Source organism: uncultured Tenacibaculum sp. (assembly GCF_947498805.1).
GTDB lineage: Bacteria > Bacteroidota > Bacteroidia > Flavobacteriales > Flavobacteriaceae > Polaribacter.
This window is the reverse complement of the sequence record NZ_CANMLT010000005.1, coordinates 215,956-235,573: the sequence shown is the minus strand read 5'-3', so window position 1 is coordinate 235,573 and position 19,618 is coordinate 215,956. Positions and strand designations below refer to the sequence as shown.

Below are 19,618 nucleotides of genomic sequence, written 5' to 3'. Positions count from 1 at the left end.
GAATGAAGATGAAGATGAAGTTTGCAGTAGTACTTATATGTTTATGTACTGCACTAAACGCGCAAACAAAAGTTAGCGGAAAAATATTGGATGAAAACCAGGAACCTTTGCCTTATGTAAATATTTTTTTTAAGGGAAGTACTGTGGGTACTGTAAGTGATGAAAGAGGAGAGTTTTACATTCAAAGCTCTGAGAAACAAACTACAGTTTCTATTGCTTTTTTAGGCTTTAAAACACAAGAAATTCAGCTGAAAGATAGGATAACAAATGGGTTGCAAGTAACATTAAAAGAAGATAATACGACATTAGAAGAAGTAGTAATTGTTAAAAAGCCCACAAAACGTGTAAAGAAAAAAAGTAACCCCGCTTATAGAATACTTAAAGAAGTATGGAAAAAGAAAAAAAAGAATGGATTGTCATTAGTTAATGCATATCAATATGATCAATATAATTCTAGAGAGTTAGGGTTTGGAAACATGGATAGTGCTTTTATTCGTAAAGTATTGCGAAAAAAGTTTGAAGACCTAAAAGACCATGTTCAAAAAAACTATGATAGCGATAACTATTATTTGCCTGTTGAGTTTATCGAAAAAACTGAAAAAGTTTATGGAAGTAATATCTTAAAAAAGGAAAGAAGAGATATGGATGGAGAACGGAAAATTGGAATTCATCAATTGGGAAAATATGTAGATAGAGCAACTACCATTTTTAAAGAGATAGATGTATACAATGACAACATTTTTATTTTAGATAAAACATTTGTGAGCCCTATTTCTACCACTGGTTTTGGAAGTTATGATTATGTATTGTCAGATAGTACTATGGTCAATGATCAAAAGGAATATACAATTCACTTTTTTCCAAGACAAGAAGGAGACTTGGTATTTAAAGGACATATGAAAATAGCCGATAAAAGCTTTGCCTTAACAGCTATTGAAATGGATATTTTAAAAGATGTAAATCTAAATTTTGTAAGAGATTTATCGATAGAGAAAACATTTTTATTGAAAAATGATAGTATTTATTTACCCAAAACAAATACCTATAAAGGAGAATTCACTTTTTTAACAAAGAACAATAAAGAAAAAGGGATTTATTTAGTGAAAAAAGAAAAATTTTCGAAGTATGTTTTTGATAGAGAAAAACCATCAGATTTTTATGATGTAAAAATTGTTCAGACTTCCTCCAATCAGTTTAAGAAACCAGATACGTATTGGAATACGAAGCAAGATGAAAAAGCTAAGAATACTTTTAAGTTAGTCAATAAAGTAAAAACGAGTAGTAAAGTAAAAAAGATAACAGGTACGATATATACACTTTCAGATGGGTATTTTACACCAATATCAGGAATACAACTAGGAAATTTATTTACAACAACAGCCAGAAACGATATTGAAGGAATAAGATTGCGTTTAGGGTTTAGGACTTTTAAGACAAACAATGATAGAGGTAAATTATTGGGATATGGAGCATTCGGTTTCAAGGATAATAAATTTAAGTACGGTATAGAAGGAAGATATTTATTATCATCAAAACCAAGAATAACCTTTGGTGCAGCATATCAAGATGATGTGGAACAAATGGGGTTTACAAGATTTAACGAAAGAAATTTAATCCCACTACCAGATAAAGGACCTAAAGCAGTTTTTGTAAGAGGAGATAACTATTTCTTAGCTAAAGTGAAAAAGAAGATGTTTCGATTTGATGTAGAGGTAGCTAAAAATTTGAATGTAGGAGTTAAGTTAGCTCATGAGAAAATTTCTTCCGCGGATCCTAAACGTTTTTCAATGGCTTTTTTTGATAAACAAAAGAATAAAGAAATCAATGTAACTAAAGATGTGTATTCAGATTTCTATTTGAGTTATCAACCTGGAAGAATTACAGAAGGCTATGGTGTAGATAGGCAGTTCGGAACAAAATTGCATCCGAAGTTATTGGTGAATTATAAAAAGGCGTATAAAGGTATTTTTGGAGGAAATGTAGATTATGAAAAGCTTTCTGTTTTGTACAACCATCCTTTACCGGTCGGAAAATTTGGAGTATTTGACCCAACCATTATCGCGTCAAAAACATTTGGAAAAACACCCTTATCTGTATTAACAGCAGTGCCATCTAATCAAACCTATTTTTTAACGCCAAACACATTTGCACTATTGGATTATTACGACTTTGTTGCAGATAGTTCAATTGAAGGGCACTTTGAACAGCATTTTAATGGATTATTGTTAAATCGTATTCCATTCATAAAAAAGTTAGGTTTAAGAAGTGTTATCACGTTCCGAGCGGCGTATGGAAGTATTTCAAATAGAAATAAGAGTATTAACAGATCCACAATAAAATATGTAGCACCAGATAAGAAACCTTATTTCGAATATGGATTCGGTATAGAAAATATAGGCTATGGAAACTTACGTCCTTTAAGGGTTGATTTTATATGGCGTGGAGATTTTAAAAACGTAAATGGGCCAGTAAGTCCTGGCTTTGGAATAAGAGTTGGATTTAAAACATCATTTTAAGATATGAAAAGTAAATTTCAAATAGTATTTGTAATGTTTGTAGCAAACATTGCATTTGTATCTGCACAGGAGTATACATATGACGTAAAAGTGTTTGGAAAAAAAATAGGAAGTGTGATAGCCTATAGAACTCAAGAAGGAACAAAAACGATATATAAAACAACATCATTGTCGACTGTTAATTTTTTTGGAAAAAAAGAAATAACAACACTAATGGAAACAGTGTATCAAGATGATGTTTTACAAAGTAGTTTTTACGAAGTGAAAAAAAATAGTAAAATAAAGGAAAAGGCAGTTTTAGAATATGTAGATGATCAATATTTCATTACCACAAATGGTAAAGAAACTAATTATGATAAGCCTATTTCAATGAGTACAATTATGTTAACCTACCATAAGCCTCAAAACAACCAAAATATATTTGAAGAGGTAGGAGGTTTTTATAAAAAGATGGTTAAAATAAATGAAAATGAGTTCGAATTGGTGAGTCCTAAAAGTAGACATAGAGATACATATATCTATTCTGAAGATGGAATTTTAGAGAAATGTATTGTAAGAAAAACACTTTTTAATTTTGAAATGATTTTATCATCAGATTCCAAGAAAAAAGAAATAAGTAAGTTATAGGTAGTTAATAAAGCTCCAAAACTTTCTGTTCTCTAAATAATACAGGTTAGATTCATTTAAATAGGCCTCGCGTTCAAAACTTAAATTCTTATAAGCTAAACTCGGATTTCTATAAATACATAATTTGATAATCCATTCAGTAAAATAAAAAAGGAAAAAGAAAACAATGAGAAGTTCTCGCTGTTGTTTTAAATGTATTTTTTCATGATTGATAAGTTCAGAGTCATGCTTTAAATCTTTTCGTTTTAAAAAGATAAAAGGATATAGGGTAATCCCTATAAAACCTCGTGGAACCATATGTTTAGAAACAAATATCATAGGTTGTATAAACAACTAAAATACAGTTGTAAAAGTAATTAAATTAAAATAAAGTTGTTTTAAATAGTGGTTGAAATCATTTTTAAAAGAGAGTTCAATAGAGGGTTTCGATTGTTTTTGTCCCAAACAACAGAAAGGGTTGTGTGCTGTTTAATATTGCTTAATTCAATGAATTTTACATTCATATTATATCCTTGTTGTAGAGATTTGGGAACAATTGACAAACCAAAATTATTTTCTACCAATTTGTAAATGGATGCGGCATGAATGGTATTGTGCGAAACGATTGGAGCAAAGCCACTATCTGTAAAGATTTGCATTACTTTTTCATAATACGATGGGCTATAGGAAGGGTCAAACAAAATAAATGATTCATTTTTTAATTGATTCAGTCCTTTAAAGTTATCATTATTTACAGGATGGTCTTTTGGTAGCACCAAGCAAAAGTTTTCCTTTAAAATGGGTTGAATGTTCAAACCTCTTGGAACTCTATCTAACCTAACAAAACCAATATCAATTTTTTGATGTAATAAGCTTTCAATTTGTTTTTGGTTGTCCATTTCTTTTAAACCAAATTGAATGTGTTCATGCTCTTTCTTAAAACGAATTAATAAATCTGGAATAATATTATGCATTGCCGATCCTACATAACCAAATTCAAGTTTTCCATATTTTCCTTCCTGAAGTAGTTTTGCATGGTTAATTATATTATCCAAGTTTTTAAGATTTCTAGCAAATTCATTTTTTAAGTACTCGCCAGCAGGCGTTAATACTACTTTTCTATTATGTCTTTCAAATAGTTGAATTTCTAAATCATCTTCCATTTGCTTAATCTGTCTGCTTAAACCAGGCTGTGAAATAAATAAACGCTCAGCAGCTTTTCTAAAGTGTAAATCTTCAGCAACAGCTAAAAAATAACGTAGATGTCTTAATTCTATTTGATAACTCATGGTTATTGTTTGTTGATAAAAATGATCTTGTTAAGCATCAAAAATACAAGTAATTTTGTGAAAATAGAAGTAAAGAATATGTTTAAATACGGAATAGATCATTTAACAGTAGATAAAGTAATTGCCATTGCTAATGGTAAGTTGGAAGCAGTTATTACAGAAGCTGCTAAAGAAAAAGTTAATGTTTGTAGAGATAAGGTAGAAACAATGGCAAATTCTGATGCTGCGGTATACGGAATTAATACAGGTTTTGGACCTTTATGTGATGTGCAAATTACTCCTGAAGAAACGAGTAAATTACAAGAGAACTTATTAATAACACATGCTGTAGGAGTAGGGAACCCGATAGATAAAACCTTGTCTAAAATAATGATGATATGTAAAGTACATGCATTATGCCAAGGATTTTCAGGAGTTCGATTAGAAATGATAGAACGTATTGTTTATTTTATTGAAAATAATATTTTACCAGTAGTTCCTGAGCAAGGTTCGGTTGGTGCCTCAGGTGATTTAGCGCCATTATCACATTTATTTTTACCGTTGCTAGGTGAAGGTGAATTTTGGGTAAAGGATGAGATATTACTAGCAAAAGAAGTATTGGCCAATCATGGTTTAGAACCGTTAACTTTAATGGCAAAAGAAGGCTTAGGTTTAATTAATGGTACTCAGTTTATTTTATCACATGCTATCGTAGGGTTGAAAAAGATGGAGTATTTATTAGACCTAGCAGATGTTGCAGGAGCGATGACTTTAGAAGGATATTCAGGAAATGTTTCGCCATTTAAAGAAGAATTGCATAAAATTCGTCCGTTTAAAGGAAACTTAAAAGTAGCAGAACGTATGCGTATGCTTTTAGAAGGTTCGCAAAATGTAGAAGATACAAGTTTCCCTAGAGTACAAGATCCATATTCTATTCGTTGTATGCCTCAGGTACATGGAGCTTCAAGAAATGCGTTCCATCATTTAAATGAATTGGCAGAAATAGAAATGAACTCTGTAACAGACAATCCAATTGTCTTAAGTGCAACAGAAGCAATTTCAGGAGGTAACTTCCATGGACAACCTTTAGCAATGACTTTAGATTATGCTTCTATAGCAGCAGCTGAATTAGGAAATATTTCAGACAGACGTTGTTATTTATTGTTAGAAGGGAAATATGGATTACCAAGATTGTTAACCACTGGAGGAGGATTAAACTCAGGTTTTATGATTCCACAATATACAACAGCGGCTTTAGTAACAGAAAACAAATCATTATGTTTTCCTCCTTCGGCAGATAGTGTTCCAACCTCATTAGGTCAAGAAGATCATGTATCTATGGGAAGTATTTCAGGAAGGAAATTCAACCAGATTTTAGGAAATTTAGATAAAGTTTTGGCAATAGAATTAATGTATGCGGCACAAGCAATGGACTTTAGAAGGCCTAATACATTTTCAGAAATTATTGAAGATAATTTTACCTTAATTCGTAGTCAAGTAGCCAAGTTAGAAGATGATCGTGTATTAAAAGACGATATCAATGCATTAGTTACTATGGTTAAAAACCAAGAGTTTACAGTAGCATAATTTATAGTTTAAAAAGAAAGTATTATGACATTTAAAGAACAAATTCAACAAGGAATACCAAGTGTTTTACCTCCAAAAAAGGAATATGATACCACTATAAATCATGCTCCTAAACGTAAAGAAATACTTACAGATGAAGAAAAGAAGTTAGCGTTAAGAAATGCCTTGCGTTATTTCGATAAAGAATATCATGCAGAATTATTACCTGAATTTAAGGAAGAGCTAGAGAAATACGGACGTATATATATGTATCGTTTTAGACCAGATTACAGAATGTATGCACGTTCAATTGAGGAGTATCCAGGAAAATCATTACAAGCAAGATCTATCATGGTAATGATTCAAAATAACTTAGATTATGCCGTTGCACAACACCCACATGAATTAATTACATATGGAGGGAATGGAGCTGTGTTTTCTAACTGGGCGCAGTATTTATTAACCATGAAGTACTTATCTGAAATGACAGATGAGCAAACTTTAGTAATGTATTCAGGACATCCAATGGGATTATTTCCATCTCATAAAGATGCACCGAGAGTTGTTGTAACAAATGGAATGATGATTCCTAATTATTCTAAGCCAGATGACTGGGAAAAGTTCAACGCATTAGGAGTAACTCAGTATGGTCAAATGACGGCGGGTAGTTATATGTATATTGGCCCGCAAGGAATCGTACATGGAACAACTATTACGGTATTAAACGGATTTAGAAAAATAGGAAAGTCTCCAAAAGGAAATTTATTTGTTACTGCTGGTTTAGGAGGAATGAGTGGAGCACAACCGAAAGCAGGAAACATTGCAGGATGTATTACGGTTTGTGCTGAGGTAAATCCAAAAATTACACAAGTACGTTTAGATCAAAAATGGATTGATGAAAAGATTACTGATTTAGACGAATTAGTAGCTCGTGTTCGCAAGGCCAAAGAAAATAAAGAAGTTGTTTCTTTAGCATACTTAGGAAATATAGTAGATGTTTGGGAGAAGTTTGCAGAAGAAGATATTCATATTGATTTGGGGTCAGATCAAACCTCATTACACAATCCTTGGGCTGGAGGGTATTATCCTGTAGATATTTCGTTTGAAGAGTCAAATGAAATGATGGCAAACAATCCTGAGTTATTTAAGGAGAAAGTACAAGAAACCTTACGTCGTCATGCAAAAGCAATTAATAAACATACAGCAAAAGGAACTTATTTCTTTGATTATGGAAATGCCTTTTTATTAGAAGCAAGTAGAGCAGGAGCAGATGTAATGAATCCAAGTCCTACATTGGGAAGAGAATTTAAATACCCTAGTTATGTTCAAGATATTATGGGACCAATGTGTTTTGATTATGGATTCGGACCATTCCGTTGGGTATGTGCTTCGGGAAAACCAGAAGATTTAGCAAAAACAGATGCAATTGCTTGTGAAGTTTTAGAAGAAATCATGAAAAATTCTCCTAAAGAAATTCAACAGCAAATGGCTGATAATATCCAATGGATTAAAGGAGCGCAAGAAAATAAATTAGTAGTGGGTTCTCAAGCACGTATTTTATATGCAGATGCAGAAGGACGTATGAAAATAGCACAAGCATTTAATGAAGCCATAGAAAGAGGAGAAATTGGTCCTGTAGTATTAGGTCGTGATCATCATGATGTATCTGGAACAGATTCACCATATAGAGAAACTTCGAATATTTATGACGGTTCTCGTTTTACAGCAGATATGGCTATTCATAATGTAATTGGAGATAGTTTTAGAGGTGCAACTTGGGTCTCAATCCACAATGGAGGTGGAGTAGGATGGGGTGAAGTTATGAACGGAGGATTTGGCATGCTTCTTGATGGTACTTTAGATGCATCAAGACGCTTAAAATCAATGCTTTTCTGGGATGTTAATAACGGAATAGCGCGTAGAAGCTGGGCAAGAAATGAAGAAGCAGTTTTTGCCATTAAACGTGCCATGAATGTTGAACCTAACTTAAAAGTAACTTTACCAAACTTAGTGGATGATGCATTATTAGAAAATGTATAAACCCTAAGAAAAATGAGGAAATTAAAATTACTAGTACTACCAATTATTGCTTTGGTAATTACATCGTGCAGTTCAGTTAAAGTAGCAACCGATTATGATACTAAGGCAAATTTTAACGATTATAAAACCTTTGCGTTTTATAAAACAGGAATTGACAAAGCACCTATTTCCGATCTTGATAAGAAGAGAATTATGCGTGCTGTGGAGGCTGAATTAGTAGCTAAGGGAATGACGAAGTCGTCAAATCCAGATGTCTTAGTTAGTTTATTTACGAAATCTAGAGAACGTATTAATATCAACGATAATAACTTTGGCTGGGGCTGGGGTTATGGTTGGGGCTGGAACCCATGGATGTGGGGAGGAGCCAATCGTTTAAATGTAAATCAATATACAGAAGGAACATTGTTTTTAGATGTTATTGATGCGAAGAACAAAGAGTTAGTGTGGCAAGGAATTGGTACAGGAGCATTAAAAGTTCGTAGCGGTGCAAAAAAAGAAGAACGTATTAAAGAATTTGTAAAAGAAATTATGGCAAAATATCCTCCAGGATGGGATAAGAAGTCGTAAAAAATAATCCTTGTGTATACAAAAACGTCAAGCTAGACTCTAGCTTGGCGTTTTTTTGTGAAAAAAATGTTAAAGAAAATGTAACAAATCGCTTTTTTTTTCTTCTGATAGGAAATTAAAATAATCAAAAATCAAACTTACTATGAGATTAGTTATTAAAGATTTAACTAAAACTTACAAAAATGGGGTAAAAGCCATTGATCACTTAAATATAGAAATTGGAACAGGGATGTTTGGACTGTTAGGTCCGAATGGAGCAGGGAAGTCTTCTTTAATGCGTACAATAGCAACGTTACAAAGTCCAGATCAAGGAACTATTACTTTTGACGGAATCGACGTTTTAAAGAATCCAATGGAGTTTAGAAAAACATTAGGGTATTTACCACAATCGTTTGGAGTATATCCAAAAATGTCAGCAGAAGATTTATTAGACTATTTTGCTACTTTAAAAGGAATTTCTTCAAAAGCCGATCGTCAAAAAATTATCAAAGAAGTTTTAGAGATAACTAACTTATATGAGGTAAGAAAGAAATATGTAGCCGGATATTCTGGAGGGATGAAACAACGTTTTGGAATTGCACAGTTGTTATTAAATAATCCAAAGTTAATTATTGTAGATGAACCAACAGCTGGATTAGATCCTGCGGAACGAAGAAGATTCTTAAATGTACTTAGAGAAGTAGGAACCAATTCAACAGTAATATTCTCTACACACATTGTAGAAGATGTAAAGGAATTGTGTAATGAAATGGCTATCTTAAATGGAGGGAGAATCCTTAAGCATACAACTCCAGTAGAATCTACAAAAGAAATAGAAGGAAAGATCTGGACAAAAGTGATTGATAGAGATGATTTAGAAAAATATGAAGCAAGTTATAATGTGCTTTCTTCAAATTATAATGAAGATGATTCATTAAATATTAGGGTCTTTTCTGAAACACAGCTTTTAGAAGGTTTTGTAGCTGCAAAACCACAATTAGATGACGTGTATTTTATTGCTTTAAAGCAAGATGAACCTGTTACTGCATAAGTAAAGGTAAAGTTGAATTTAAAAAGATAAAATTATGTTTTCTACAATATTTTTACATGAGATTAAGTACTGGCTTAAAAAACCAGCGTTCTATATATATGCAGCAATACTCTTTGTATTGTCAACTTTTTTCGCAGCTGCCAGTGCAGGAATTTTTGATAGTTTAACAGTATCGGTTGTTGGTAGTAAAGTGGTAAACTCACCGATGGGGGTTTATGGAATGTTCAATGGAATGTCTCAATTAATATTCTTTCTGTTTCCTTCTATTATTGGGGTGACGATTTTTAGAGATTATAAAAGTGATATGCATTCTATTTTGTATTCGTATCCGTTTACCAAAGCAAGTTATTTATTTGCCAAGTTTTTTAGTGGACTAGTAATTGTAACTTTAATTGTGTTATGTATAGGCTTAGGGGTGGTTATTGGATTTAGATTACCAGGAACAAACCCAGAAATAGTAACAGCTTTTAATTTTGGTTCTTATTTGCATTCATATTTGGTGTATATAATTCCAAATTCATTATTATTTGGAGCCATTGTTTTTGGAGTTGTAACATTTACCCGAAATATTACAGCCGGATTTATAACCATTATAGCCTTAATGTTTATTCAAGGATTAACGGTAGGCTTATTATCTGAAGAAGAGAATAGAATGATTGCTGGTTTAGTAGATCCTTTTGGAGATGCTGCTTTGAATTATTATACGAGATATTGGACTTTAGCAGAGCAAAATGACTTATCGCTTCCTTTTAAAGGAGTTGTTATTTATAATAGATTACTTTGGTTGGGAGTAGCGGGAATTGTTTTCGGTTTTGTATACAAGTACTTCTCATTTAGCCAAAGCGCAGTATCGTTATCATTATTTAAAAAAGAAAAGGGAGAACGTGTAACCAAAAAGAACTTTGGAGGAATTACAAGAGTTCAGTTACCAAAAGTTACTTATGGTTTTTCTTTTGTTGAGAATTTAAAAGCTGCTTGGAAACTTGCTAAAATAGATTTTAAATATGTTGTTAAAGCATTACCGTTTATAGCAATTGTTCTTGTAGGGTTAATTTTGGCCTTACTTACCCTATCTGAAATAGGAAATATCTTAGGTACTAAAACATTACCAGTTACTTGGAAAACGTTGCAAAGTGCTAGCGGAGCATTTGTGTTGCCAATTAACCTAATTACCTTTTTATATGCAGGAATGTTAGTGCACAGAGGTAAAATGGCAAAAGCAAATCATTTGGTAGATGTAACTCCAACACCAAACTGGGTATTATGGTTATCTAAATTAGTAGCCCTGTTAAAAGTACAGCTGGTTTTATTGACTGTGGTAATGCTATCTGGTTTAATTTATCAAGTATATAAAGGCTTTTATAATTTTGAAATCATGCATTATATGTACGAATTGTATGTGCTACAGTTTATGCACTTTGCAGTTTGGGCGTTAATGTCATTATTCATTCAGACACTAGTAGGGAATGCGTATTTAGGATTATTCATTTTATTAGTATTAAATATAGGGTTGCCATTATTAAGCTTAGCCGGAATAGAACAATCTATATTTAAATACAATCAAGGACCTTCATTCAAATATTCAGATATGAATGGTTATGGTTGGGGATTAAAAAGCTATTTAATTTATAAAGTGTATTGGTTATTGGCAGGTTTTGTACTGTTAGGACTAACAAGTTTGTTTTGGGTACGAGGCATTCCACATTCATTTAAAGAGAGATTATCAATCTTTAAAAAACGTTTTAATCTAAAAACAGGAATTGCTCTAGGAATATTGTTTATTGGCTTTATAGGATTAGGAGCACGTATTTATTATGAGAATAACGTAGTAAATGAAAGAACTTCTAGAAAAGAACGTGAAGAACAACGAGTAGAATGGGAGAAGAGCTATAAACAATACGAAGGAAAGGCACAGCCAAGAATTGTAGCAGTGAATGTTGATATGAACATTTTTCCGAAGAAATTGGATTTTAAAGCGATTGGAGTTTATAAAATGATTAATAAAACAGATGAGGTTATTGATAGTCTATTTTTAAATCATAATTCATACCCAAGTACTTTTGAATTTAATAAACCAACCACATTAGTATTGGAAGATTCAGTTATGAACTTCGATATCTATCAGCTTAAAAAACCATTACAACCTGGAGATAGCTTAGAATTGAAAATTACTGTTAAAAACAAAGAAAATACGTTTTTCAGAAAAAATTCACCAGTGCGTTACAATGGTACTTTTATTAATAACTTCCAATTGTTTCCTTCATTTGGATATTCAGATAGCAGTGAGCTTACAGACAATCAAACACGTAAGAAGTATGGATTGCCTGAGAATGATTTAAAACCACATCCATCAGATAGCACGGCATTAGGAGATACCTATATTTCTAAAGATTCAGATTGGATCGATTTTGAAGCAACTGTATCTACTTCTGAAGATCAAATAGCTATTGCACCAGGATATTTACAAAAAGAATGGATAGCGGATGGTCGTCGTTATTTCCATTATAAAATGGATAGCAAAATCTTGAATTTCTTTGCTTTTAACTCAGCAAAATATGAAATAAAGAAAGACAAGTGGAATGATGTTAATTTAGAGATTTACTATCAAAAAGGGCATGAATATAATCTTGATAGAATGATGAAAGGAATTAAAGCTTCGTTAGATTATAACTCTAAAAGCTTTAGCCCATATCAACATAAACAAGTACGTATTATTGAGTTTCCTAGAACCGCAGGAAGCTTTGCGCAATCGTTCCCAAATACGATTCCTTATTCTGAAGGTGTTGGGTTTATTGCTGAAGTAAATAAAGAAGATACTGGGGTAGATTATCCATTTGCAATTACAGTACATGAATTAGCGCATCAGTGGTGGGCACACCAAGTAATTGGAGCCGATGTATTAGGAGCAACGATGTTATCAGAAAGTTTATCTGAATACGTAGCCTTAAAGGTATTGGAGCATGAAGAAGGGAAAACAGAAATGCGTAAGTTTTTAAAGAAAGCCTTAGATGGTTATTTAACACAACGTACTTTTGAACGTAAGCGAGAAAAATCATTAATGTATAATGATGGTCAAGGATATATTCGTTATCAAAAAGGATCTTTAGTGTTTTACGCTTTAAGCGATTATATCGGTGAAGAAAAGTTGAACAATGCCTTAAAAGAGTATGTAGAAAAAGTGAAGTTTCAAGATGCTCCCTATACTACTTCTATTGAAATGGTAGATAAAATTCGCGAGGTAACACCAGATAGCTTACAATATGTAATCAAGGACATGTTTGAAACAATTACCTTGTATAGAAACCGCATTACTAAAGTATCTTCTAAAGAGTTAGATAATGGAAAGTACCAAGTTGATATTGAGTTTGATGTATCTAAGTATAGAAATAACGATAAAGGAAAACGTTATTATGGAGAAAAAGCAGGAGATACTATTTCTTATAAAACAGAGAAAATGAAAAAACCAATTCTTTCTGTTCCATTAGCTGATTATATTGATATCGGAATTTTTGGTGAACGTGAGGTTAACGGAAAGAAAAAGGAAAAAGAACTGTATTTGAAGAAACATAAAATTACTCAAATACATAATAAGATTTCAATTATCGTTGATGAAAAACCTGTTGAAGTGGGTGTAGATCCATACAACAAATTAATAGATACGAAATCAGATGATAATAGAAGAAAATTATAATAGAAACGAATAGTATTTTTGATTTTAAAAAAGGCTGCCTAAAATGGGCAGCCTTTTTATTTGAAATGATTTAAGTAAGATTAGTCTACGATGATTTTACTATCGTGCGGAAATTCTTTTTCCAATCTCTCTTTCTCTTTGTTGTATATTTTTTCAAGTTCTTCTTTATCCACTATATTTTCTTGATATTTAATTTCAAGATCAATGATAAATTCAAGCTCTTTGAGTAAATATTTATAGGTGTCAATAGAATTGTAATTAGCTATTTTTCTTAGATTGATTAAACTACTAAAAATAAAGTTATGACTATACTCCGAAATGTTTTTAGAAACTACTTCATTAGAAATAATATTTTCCATTAAATCAGGATAAGGAATCGGGTTATCTAACTTTACTTTACTTACAAGATTCGCATTATAGCTAGAATCTTTTTCAATAGTATTGATATAAGTACCCAAACCTTTTGAATAATCAAAAGTGTTGTCAATAATGTTTTTAGCCGACTTTAAAAGTTTAATGGTATCTGCTTTCTCCTTTTTAAGATTTTCTCTATTCGATAAATTTACAGCCAGTAATACTCCAAAAAGAGTAGCTAAAAGAGTTGAAACAAAAGATAAGGTTTCCGATTGTTGCTTTTTCTTTTTTAGAAGTATTAAAAAGCCAATACTTATCAAGCTAAGAAGTATTAAAATAAAAGTGTATCCCATAGAATTTAAAAAATTTAATCAATAGTACTATTTATGAGGCTATTTAACAAGCTTTTTATTATAGGAAGTTAAGTAATCATAAAAACGATTACTTTTGTAGTCATGTATAGGCAACGAATAGAATTAGAAGAAGGAGATTATTACCTTAATGAACAAGGATATAGAGTGTTTACAGAGCAATTTCATTTAAGAAGAGGATATTGCTGTAAGAATGGATGTAAACATTGTCCTTATGGATACGATAAGAAAACAGATAGTTTTAATAAATAGTGACTTTTACAGGATAAATGTATCTTAAAAATATAAATTTAGTTAGATGAAAAAAATTATAGCATTTACATTTGTAATTTTATTAACAGGATGTGCAGAATTACAAAAAGTAGTGAATCAATTGCCACAAGGAGGAGTATTAACACAAGATCAAATTGGAGCTGGATTGCGCCAAGCATTGGATAATGGGATTCAAAACCAAGTATCTAAACTAACTGCTAAAGATGGTTTTTATAGAAATGAATTGGTTAAAATATTATTGCCAAAAGAATTACAAGTTGTAGATAAAGGCTTACGTAAAATAGGATTAAGTTCTTTAGCAGATGAAGGATTAAGAGCTATTAATAGAACAGCAGAAGATGCAGTTAAAACAGCTACACCAATTTTTGTAGATGCAATAAAAGGAATCACATTTGCTGATGCAAAAAACATATTATTGGGAGAGCAAAATGCAGCAACATCTTATTTAGAAGGAAGAACTTCGCAAGCTTTATACGGAAAATTTAATCCGGTAATTAAGAATTCATTTTCAAAGGTAGGAGCAGATAAAATATGGAGCGATCTTATTACTAAATACAATAGTATTCCTTTTGTAAATAAGGTAAATCCAGATTTAACAGATTATGTTACAACGGAAGCTCTTAAAGGAGTGTTTACGATGATTGCTGTTGAAGAAAAAGGAATTAGAGAAAAAGTTGGTTTACGTAATACTGATTTATTAAGACGTGTTTTTGCACTTCAAGATGGAAGGTAGTTTGAAATAAAAATAAGAATATAAAAGACTCTTAATTATTAAGAGTCTTTTTTTTATGGGAAATATCCCTTTTTTTTCGAAAATTGCAGTTGTTTATATGGCTGGTTTTCAAATAATTGTGTATATTTATGTCCCCTGTTTAATGAAATTTATCATGTCAAGAATTAGTCAACTACATAGGTATAGAAAGCATCTTGAGGAGAGATACAACAAATTAGTTGAGAGAGCTAATGATTATAAGTATGAAGACGAATGTAAAAGTGATCGTTCTGCCTTCAAAGCAATGAAAGTATTAGAAAAGCTAAATAGGTTAAAGTATTTAGACAATGAATTAACGGTTAATCCTGTTATGTAACTTTTTAAAATAGTCAAAAGCTTTTAGTAATCTACTCCCATACCAAGAGAACATTTCACCGTCAACAAACACCGTTTTGGCATGATGGGTGAATCTCCCTACCTCAAAAGCATGTTCATCTTTAAAAGGATATGGCTCAGAGGATAAAAAAACTAAATCAGGATCACCTTCTAATCGTATCTTCTTTAATGCTACTTCAGGATAGCGTTCTTTGTTTTTATAAATGTTACTATATTTATTTAGCTCCAATAAATGATTTATAAAAGTATTGTTGGCAGCTACCATCCATGGTTCTCTCCAAATAAAATAAGCAACTTTTTGTGCTTCTTTGTCTTGAATGAAATTTTTAAAATCTGTAATCTTAAATGCTAGTTTTTGAACGATTTTAGAAGCATCCGTTCTTTTAGCAAAAATTTCACCATACTGAAGAATCAACTCTTGAGCATCTTCCAGCGTAAAAATATCAGAAACATGAGTTGGAGCAATTTTCTCACAAGCTTCAACAATTTCTTTGGTGTTTTCTTCTTTATTACATAAAATAATATCAGGTTGAAGCTCTTTTATTCGGTCTACTTTTATATTCTTAGTACCTCCAACAATGGTTTTTGTTTTTCTTAAATGAATAGGGTGGATACAAAATTTGGTTACACCTACAATAGAATCTTCTAGCCCCAAGTCAACCAATAATTCGGTTTGACTTGGAACCAGTGATATAATTTTCTTGGGTGTTTGAGTCAATTCTATAACTCTATCTATTTGATCCTTATGTTTTTTCATTATCCTTTTAAAAGTACACTCATCTGAGATTGCAATTCTTCAGCTTTTTTAGCTGCAGCTTCAGCAAAATTCTCAGTATTTGAAGCATAGATAATTCCTCTTGAAGAATTTATAAGTAGCCCAATATTGTCTGTCATACCATATTTACAAACGTCCACTAAACTTCCTCCTTGTGCACCAACACCAGGAACTAATAAAAAGCTCTCAGGAATAATTTGTCTAATTTCAGCTAAATATTCAGCTTTCGTAGCTCCAACAACATACATTAGGTTTTGAGCATTATTCCATTTCTTAGAAGTTTCTAAAACTTGTTTGTATAACTCCTGATTGTTGACCTGTAATGTTTGAAAATCAAAAGCACCTTCATTAGAGGTTAATGCTAACATAATAGTATGTTTATTTTCAAAAGCTAAAAAAGGCTCCACAGAGTCTTTTCCCATATAAGGAGCAACGGTAACACTATCAAAAGATAAATCTTCAAAAAATGCTTTTGCATACATGGTTGAGGTGTTTCCAATATCACCACGTTTTGCATCAGCAATAGTGAAAATTTCTGGATGTTTTTCATTTAAATAATTGATGGTTTTTTCCAACGATTTCCAACCTTTTATCCCGTAAGCTTCATAAAAAGCGGTATTAGGCTTATAGGCAACACATAAATGATGTGTAGCATCGATAATTGCTTTGTTAAAAGCAAAAATAGGATCTTCCTCTTGTAATAAGTGTTGCGGAATTTTATTTAAATCTACATCTAAACCGATGCATAAAAACGATTTCTTTTTTCTTATTTGGTTAACGAGTTGTTGTGTTGTCATTTGTTGTTGTAAAAGTTATGCAAAAGTACACTTTTTTGTCACTTTCTGTTATCTTTGTTGTATATGTTTCAGTATATCATAAGCAAAGTATTTTACGGTTTTCTAACACTTTTTGGAGTAGTTACAGTAATTTTTTTATTGTTTAACATTCTACCGGGTGATCCAGCTCGTATGATGTTAGATCAGCGTGAAAATACCGAGCAACTTCAAAATATTAGAAAAAAGTATGGTTTTGATAAGCCTATTTTCACACAGTATTTGTACTATTTAAATGATGTTTCTCCATTATCATTTCATAGTAAAAGTAAAGAAGACTATACTTTTTTATCAGAAAAAAAATACAATGCACAAAAGTTGTTTTCAATAGGGGAAACAGATATAGTTATAAAATATCCGTATTTACGAGAATCTTTTCAAAAGAATGGTAAAAACGTATCTGAGGTTATTGCTGAAACACTTCCTAATACGGCAATTTTAGCGGTGGTAGCAATTACTTTAGCTTTAATAATAGGTATTGTTTTAGGAATTTTTTCAGCATTATTTAAAGACACAGTTTTTGATAGAATTATTGCTGTCATCAGTACTTTAGGAATGAGTGTACCTTCTTTCTTTTCGGCTATCTTATTTGCTTGGTTTTTCGGATTTGTATTACACAAATACACGAGTTTAGAAATGACGGGGAGTTTATACGAAGTAGATAATTTTGGAGAAGGGGTATATATTCAGTGGAAAAACTTGATACTACCTGCAATAGTTTTAGGAATTCGCCCGTTAGCAGTAGTAATACAATTAATGCGTAACTCATTGTTAGAAACCCTTAGCCAAGATTATATACGAACCGCAAAGGCAAAAGGATTAACATTGTTTAAAGTAATAAAAACACATGCATTGAAAAATTCATTAAATCCTGTAATAACAGCAATTTCAGGTTGGTTTGCTTCAATGTTGGCCGGAGCAGTGTTTGTAGAGTATATTTTTAATTGGAATGGTTTAGGAAAAGAAATAGTGAACTCTTTGAACACCTTAGATTTACCGGTAATTATGGGAAGCGTATTGGTAGTTGCAACCTTGTTTATTATCATTAATATTTTGGTTGATATTATTTATAGTTGGTTAGATCCTAGAATTAGACTTCAATAAAATGAGAAATATAATTGCCTTATTATTAATTAGCAGCTTTGTAAGTTGTGGGGTTTTTCAGCCCAAACAATTTAGTCAAGAGGCATTAGAAGAAGAATTGTTAACAGTTGATAGAAAAGAAACTTCTTTAAAAGAGATTCTGGCTAAGAATCAAGAACAAAAAAAGTTCATTCAAATCTACGCAAGTTACTGTCCAATTAGTCAAGATAGCTTTGATGATGTGGTTAAGTTTCAAAATAAAAATACAGATGCCGAGTATATTTTTCTATCGGTAGATCATAGTTATCATGACTGGAAAAGAGGATTGGAATCACTTAAAGTAAAAGGAAGTCATTATTATATTCAAAAAAAAGGAAAGGGAGTCTTAGGGGAGTTTTTGAAGCTGAAAACCATACCGAGATTTTTAATTATAGATAAAGAGGGTAATATATTAGTGTATAAAACGTCTAAGCTTTCAGAAACACTTCAGCAAAAAATAAAATAATGATTAAAAATGTACTTTTTGTAGCCCTGGCATTACTATGTTTAGGGTGTACATTTGAAACTCCAACAGTTTTTTCAGAAAAAGCGTTGAATGATACTTTTATAAGTACTCATGGAGAACCAATTACATTTCAAGAAATTCTTGAGGAGTATAAAGGAAAAAAAATACTAGTGAATGTTTGGGCTTCTTGGTGTGGTGATTGTAGAGAAGCATTGCCAGAAGAAAAAAGACTTTTTGAAGAATATCCAGAGGTAGTATTCTTGCATTTATCATTAGATAGAGATATAGAAAGTTGGAAAGCAGGAATAGAAAAACTAGGAATTGAAGGAGAACATTATTTTATGAAATCTGGATGGAAAGGTGATTTTGGTGAATTTTTAAACTTGAATTGGATTCCCAGATATTTGATTGTGAATGAGAAAGGAGAAATTGAAATGTTTAAAGCAACGAAGCCAACCGATAAATTAATAAAAGAAAACTTAAAAAAATAACGTACATTAGCTATACTACTAATAATCTAAAACATTTATTATGAAGAGAATAGTATTGCTTTTATTGTTAACATGTTTAGTTTCGTGTAACTCAGAAAAACCAACAGCTTTTCCTGAAGAAGTATTAAATGAGAAGTTTTTAACAATAGATGAAAGCCCCATAACATTTAAAGAAATTCTAGCAAAATATAAAGGAAAAAAGGTTATGTTTGAAGTCTGTGCATCATGGTGTGCAGAATGTATATCAGGTATTCCTAAGATAAAAAAATTAAAGCAAGAGAACCCAGATGTGGTGTTTGTGTTTTTATCAATAGACAAGAACATTCCACAGTGGAAAAACGGAATTGAACGATTCTTTAATATTGATGGAGATCACTATTTCTTATCATCTGCTTTAAAAGGAGGTTTTGCTAAAAGTTTTGGAATAAAGGATATCCCTTACTACATGGTGGTAAACGAATTAGGAATTGCATCTTTATCAAGAGTATCTGAGCCTACAGATCCTAGATTGGAAGAAGCATTAAAAGAATAATAAATTAAA

The 19,618-nt window shown here is 31.6% G+C and carries 18 protein-coding genes; 14 read left to right on the top strand and 4 right to left on the bottom strand.

Going from position 1 to position 19,618, the window contains the following annotated elements:
- Positions 1-2: 2 nt before the first annotated feature.
- Both Q0873_RS11685 and Q0873_RS11680 read left to right on the top strand, forming a co-directional pair.
- Positions 3-2,516 carry a DUF5686 and carboxypeptidase-like regulatory domain-containing protein gene (locus Q0873_RS11685; RefSeq protein ID WP_299107387.1) on the top strand — a complete coding sequence of 838 codons (2,514 nt, stop codon included), beginning with the start codon at positions 3-5 and terminating at the stop codon, positions 2,514-2,516.
- 3 nt (positions 2,517-2,519) lie between these two features.
- Entirely contained in the window at positions 2,520-3,143 is a 624-nt protein-coding gene (locus Q0873_RS11680) for a DUF6134 family protein (RefSeq protein ID WP_299107385.1), read from the top strand.
- Positions 3,144-3,520: 377 nt separating this feature from the next.
- On the opposite strand, the gene Q0873_RS11670 is transcribed toward Q0873_RS11680, so the two are convergent.
- The gene (locus Q0873_RS11670) at positions 3,521-4,411 is read right to left on the bottom strand and encodes a LysR family transcriptional regulator (protein ID WP_299107381.1); all 891 of its coding nucleotides are present in this window, start codon (positions 4,409-4,411) and stop codon (positions 3,521-3,523) included.
- 78 nt (positions 4,412-4,489) lie between these two features.
- Between Q0873_RS11670 and hutH the strand changes: the two genes are divergently transcribed.
- The 5 genes from hutH to Q0873_RS11645 all read left to right on the top strand — a co-directional run bounded on the left by hutH (position 4,490) and on the right by Q0873_RS11645 (position 13,284).
- Positions 4,490-5,977, top strand: coding sequence for a histidine ammonia-lyase (hutH, locus tag Q0873_RS11665; RefSeq protein ID WP_299107837.1), 1,488 nt, complete (start codon positions 4,490-4,492; stop codon positions 5,975-5,977).
- Between the two features lie 24 nt (positions 5,978-6,001).
- Positions 6,002-7,996, top strand: a complete 1,995-nt coding sequence (locus Q0873_RS11660) for a urocanate hydratase (protein ID WP_299107379.1) — start codon at positions 6,002-6,004, stop codon at positions 7,994-7,996.
- Between the two features lie 12 nt (positions 7,997-8,008).
- Positions 8,009-8,563 carry a DUF4136 domain-containing protein gene (locus tag Q0873_RS11655; RefSeq protein WP_299107377.1) on the top strand — a complete coding sequence of 185 codons (555 nt, stop codon included), beginning with the start codon at positions 8,009-8,011 and terminating at the stop codon, positions 8,561-8,563.
- Between the two features lie 142 nt (positions 8,564-8,705).
- Positions 8,706-9,593 carry an ABC transporter ATP-binding protein gene (locus Q0873_RS11650; protein WP_299107375.1) on the top strand — a complete coding sequence of 296 codons (888 nt, stop codon included), beginning with the start codon at positions 8,706-8,708 and terminating at the stop codon, positions 9,591-9,593.
- 34 nt (positions 9,594-9,627) lie between these two features.
- Positions 9,628-13,284 (top strand): M1 family aminopeptidase, encoded by a 3,657-nt coding sequence (locus tag Q0873_RS11645; protein WP_299107373.1) that lies wholly within the window; start codon positions 9,628-9,630, stop codon positions 13,282-13,284.
- Between the two features lie 80 nt (positions 13,285-13,364).
- On the opposite strand, the gene Q0873_RS11640 is transcribed toward Q0873_RS11645, so the two are convergent.
- Entirely contained in the window at positions 13,365-13,991 is a 627-nt protein-coding gene (locus tag Q0873_RS11640) for a hypothetical protein (RefSeq protein ID WP_299107371.1), read from the bottom strand.
- A 102-nt stretch (positions 13,992-14,093) separates the two neighbouring features.
- On the opposite strand from Q0873_RS11640, the gene Q0873_RS11635 reads away from it, so the two are divergent.
- From Q0873_RS11635 to Q0873_RS11625, 3 genes are all read left to right on the top strand, one after another.
- A complete protein-coding gene (locus Q0873_RS11635) occupies positions 14,094-14,261 on the top strand; it encodes a DUF5522 domain-containing protein (RefSeq protein ID WP_299107369.1) in 168 nt (55 codons plus the stop codon).
- A gap of 46 nt (positions 14,262-14,307) precedes the next feature.
- The gene (locus tag Q0873_RS11630) at positions 14,308-15,015 is read left to right on the top strand and encodes a DUF4197 domain-containing protein (protein WP_299107367.1); all 708 of its coding nucleotides are present in this window, start codon (positions 14,308-14,310) and stop codon (positions 15,013-15,015) included.
- Positions 15,016-15,169: 154 nt separating this feature from the next.
- Positions 15,170-15,370: a Lacal_2735 family protein gene (locus Q0873_RS11625; protein WP_299107365.1), complete on the top strand. Its 201-nt coding sequence runs from the start codon at positions 15,170-15,172 to the stop codon at positions 15,368-15,370.
- On the opposite strand, the gene Q0873_RS11620 is transcribed toward Q0873_RS11625, so the two are convergent.
- A complete protein-coding gene (locus Q0873_RS11620) occupies positions 15,347-16,147 on the bottom strand; it encodes a helical backbone metal receptor (RefSeq protein ID WP_299107363.1) in 801 nt (266 codons plus the stop codon). The genes Q0873_RS11625 and Q0873_RS11620 overlap by 24 nt on opposite strands.
- A complete protein-coding gene (pyrF, locus tag Q0873_RS11615; RefSeq protein ID WP_299107361.1) occupies positions 16,147-16,962 on the bottom strand; it encodes an orotidine-5'-phosphate decarboxylase in 816 nt (271 codons plus the stop codon). The genes Q0873_RS11620 and pyrF overlap by 1 nt, the downstream gene beginning before the upstream one ends.
- A 63-nt stretch (positions 16,963-17,025) precedes the next feature.
- Here pyrF and Q0873_RS11610 point away from each other — a divergent pair, with 63 nt between their 5' ends.
- From Q0873_RS11610 to Q0873_RS11595, 4 genes are read left to right on the top strand one after another with little or no spacing between them, the layout of a single operon-like run.
- Positions 17,026-18,102 (top strand): ABC transporter permease, encoded by a 1,077-nt coding sequence (locus Q0873_RS11610; protein WP_299107358.1) that lies wholly within the window; start codon positions 17,026-17,028, stop codon positions 18,100-18,102.
- Between the two features lies 1 nt (position 18,103).
- On the top strand, positions 18,104-18,586 hold the full coding sequence (locus Q0873_RS11605) for a thioredoxin-like domain-containing protein (protein WP_299107355.1): 483 nt from the start codon (positions 18,104-18,106) through the stop codon (positions 18,584-18,586).
- Entirely contained in the window at positions 18,586-19,077 is a 492-nt protein-coding gene (locus Q0873_RS11600) for a TlpA disulfide reductase family protein (RefSeq protein WP_299107353.1), read from the top strand. Before Q0873_RS11605 ends, Q0873_RS11600 begins: the two co-directional genes overlap by 1 nt.
- Before the next feature lie 40 nt (positions 19,078-19,117).
- Positions 19,118-19,609, top strand: coding sequence for a thioredoxin-like domain-containing protein (locus Q0873_RS11595; RefSeq protein WP_299107351.1), 492 nt, complete (start codon positions 19,118-19,120; stop codon positions 19,607-19,609).
- The last annotated feature ends 9 nt before the right edge of the window (positions 19,610-19,618 follow it).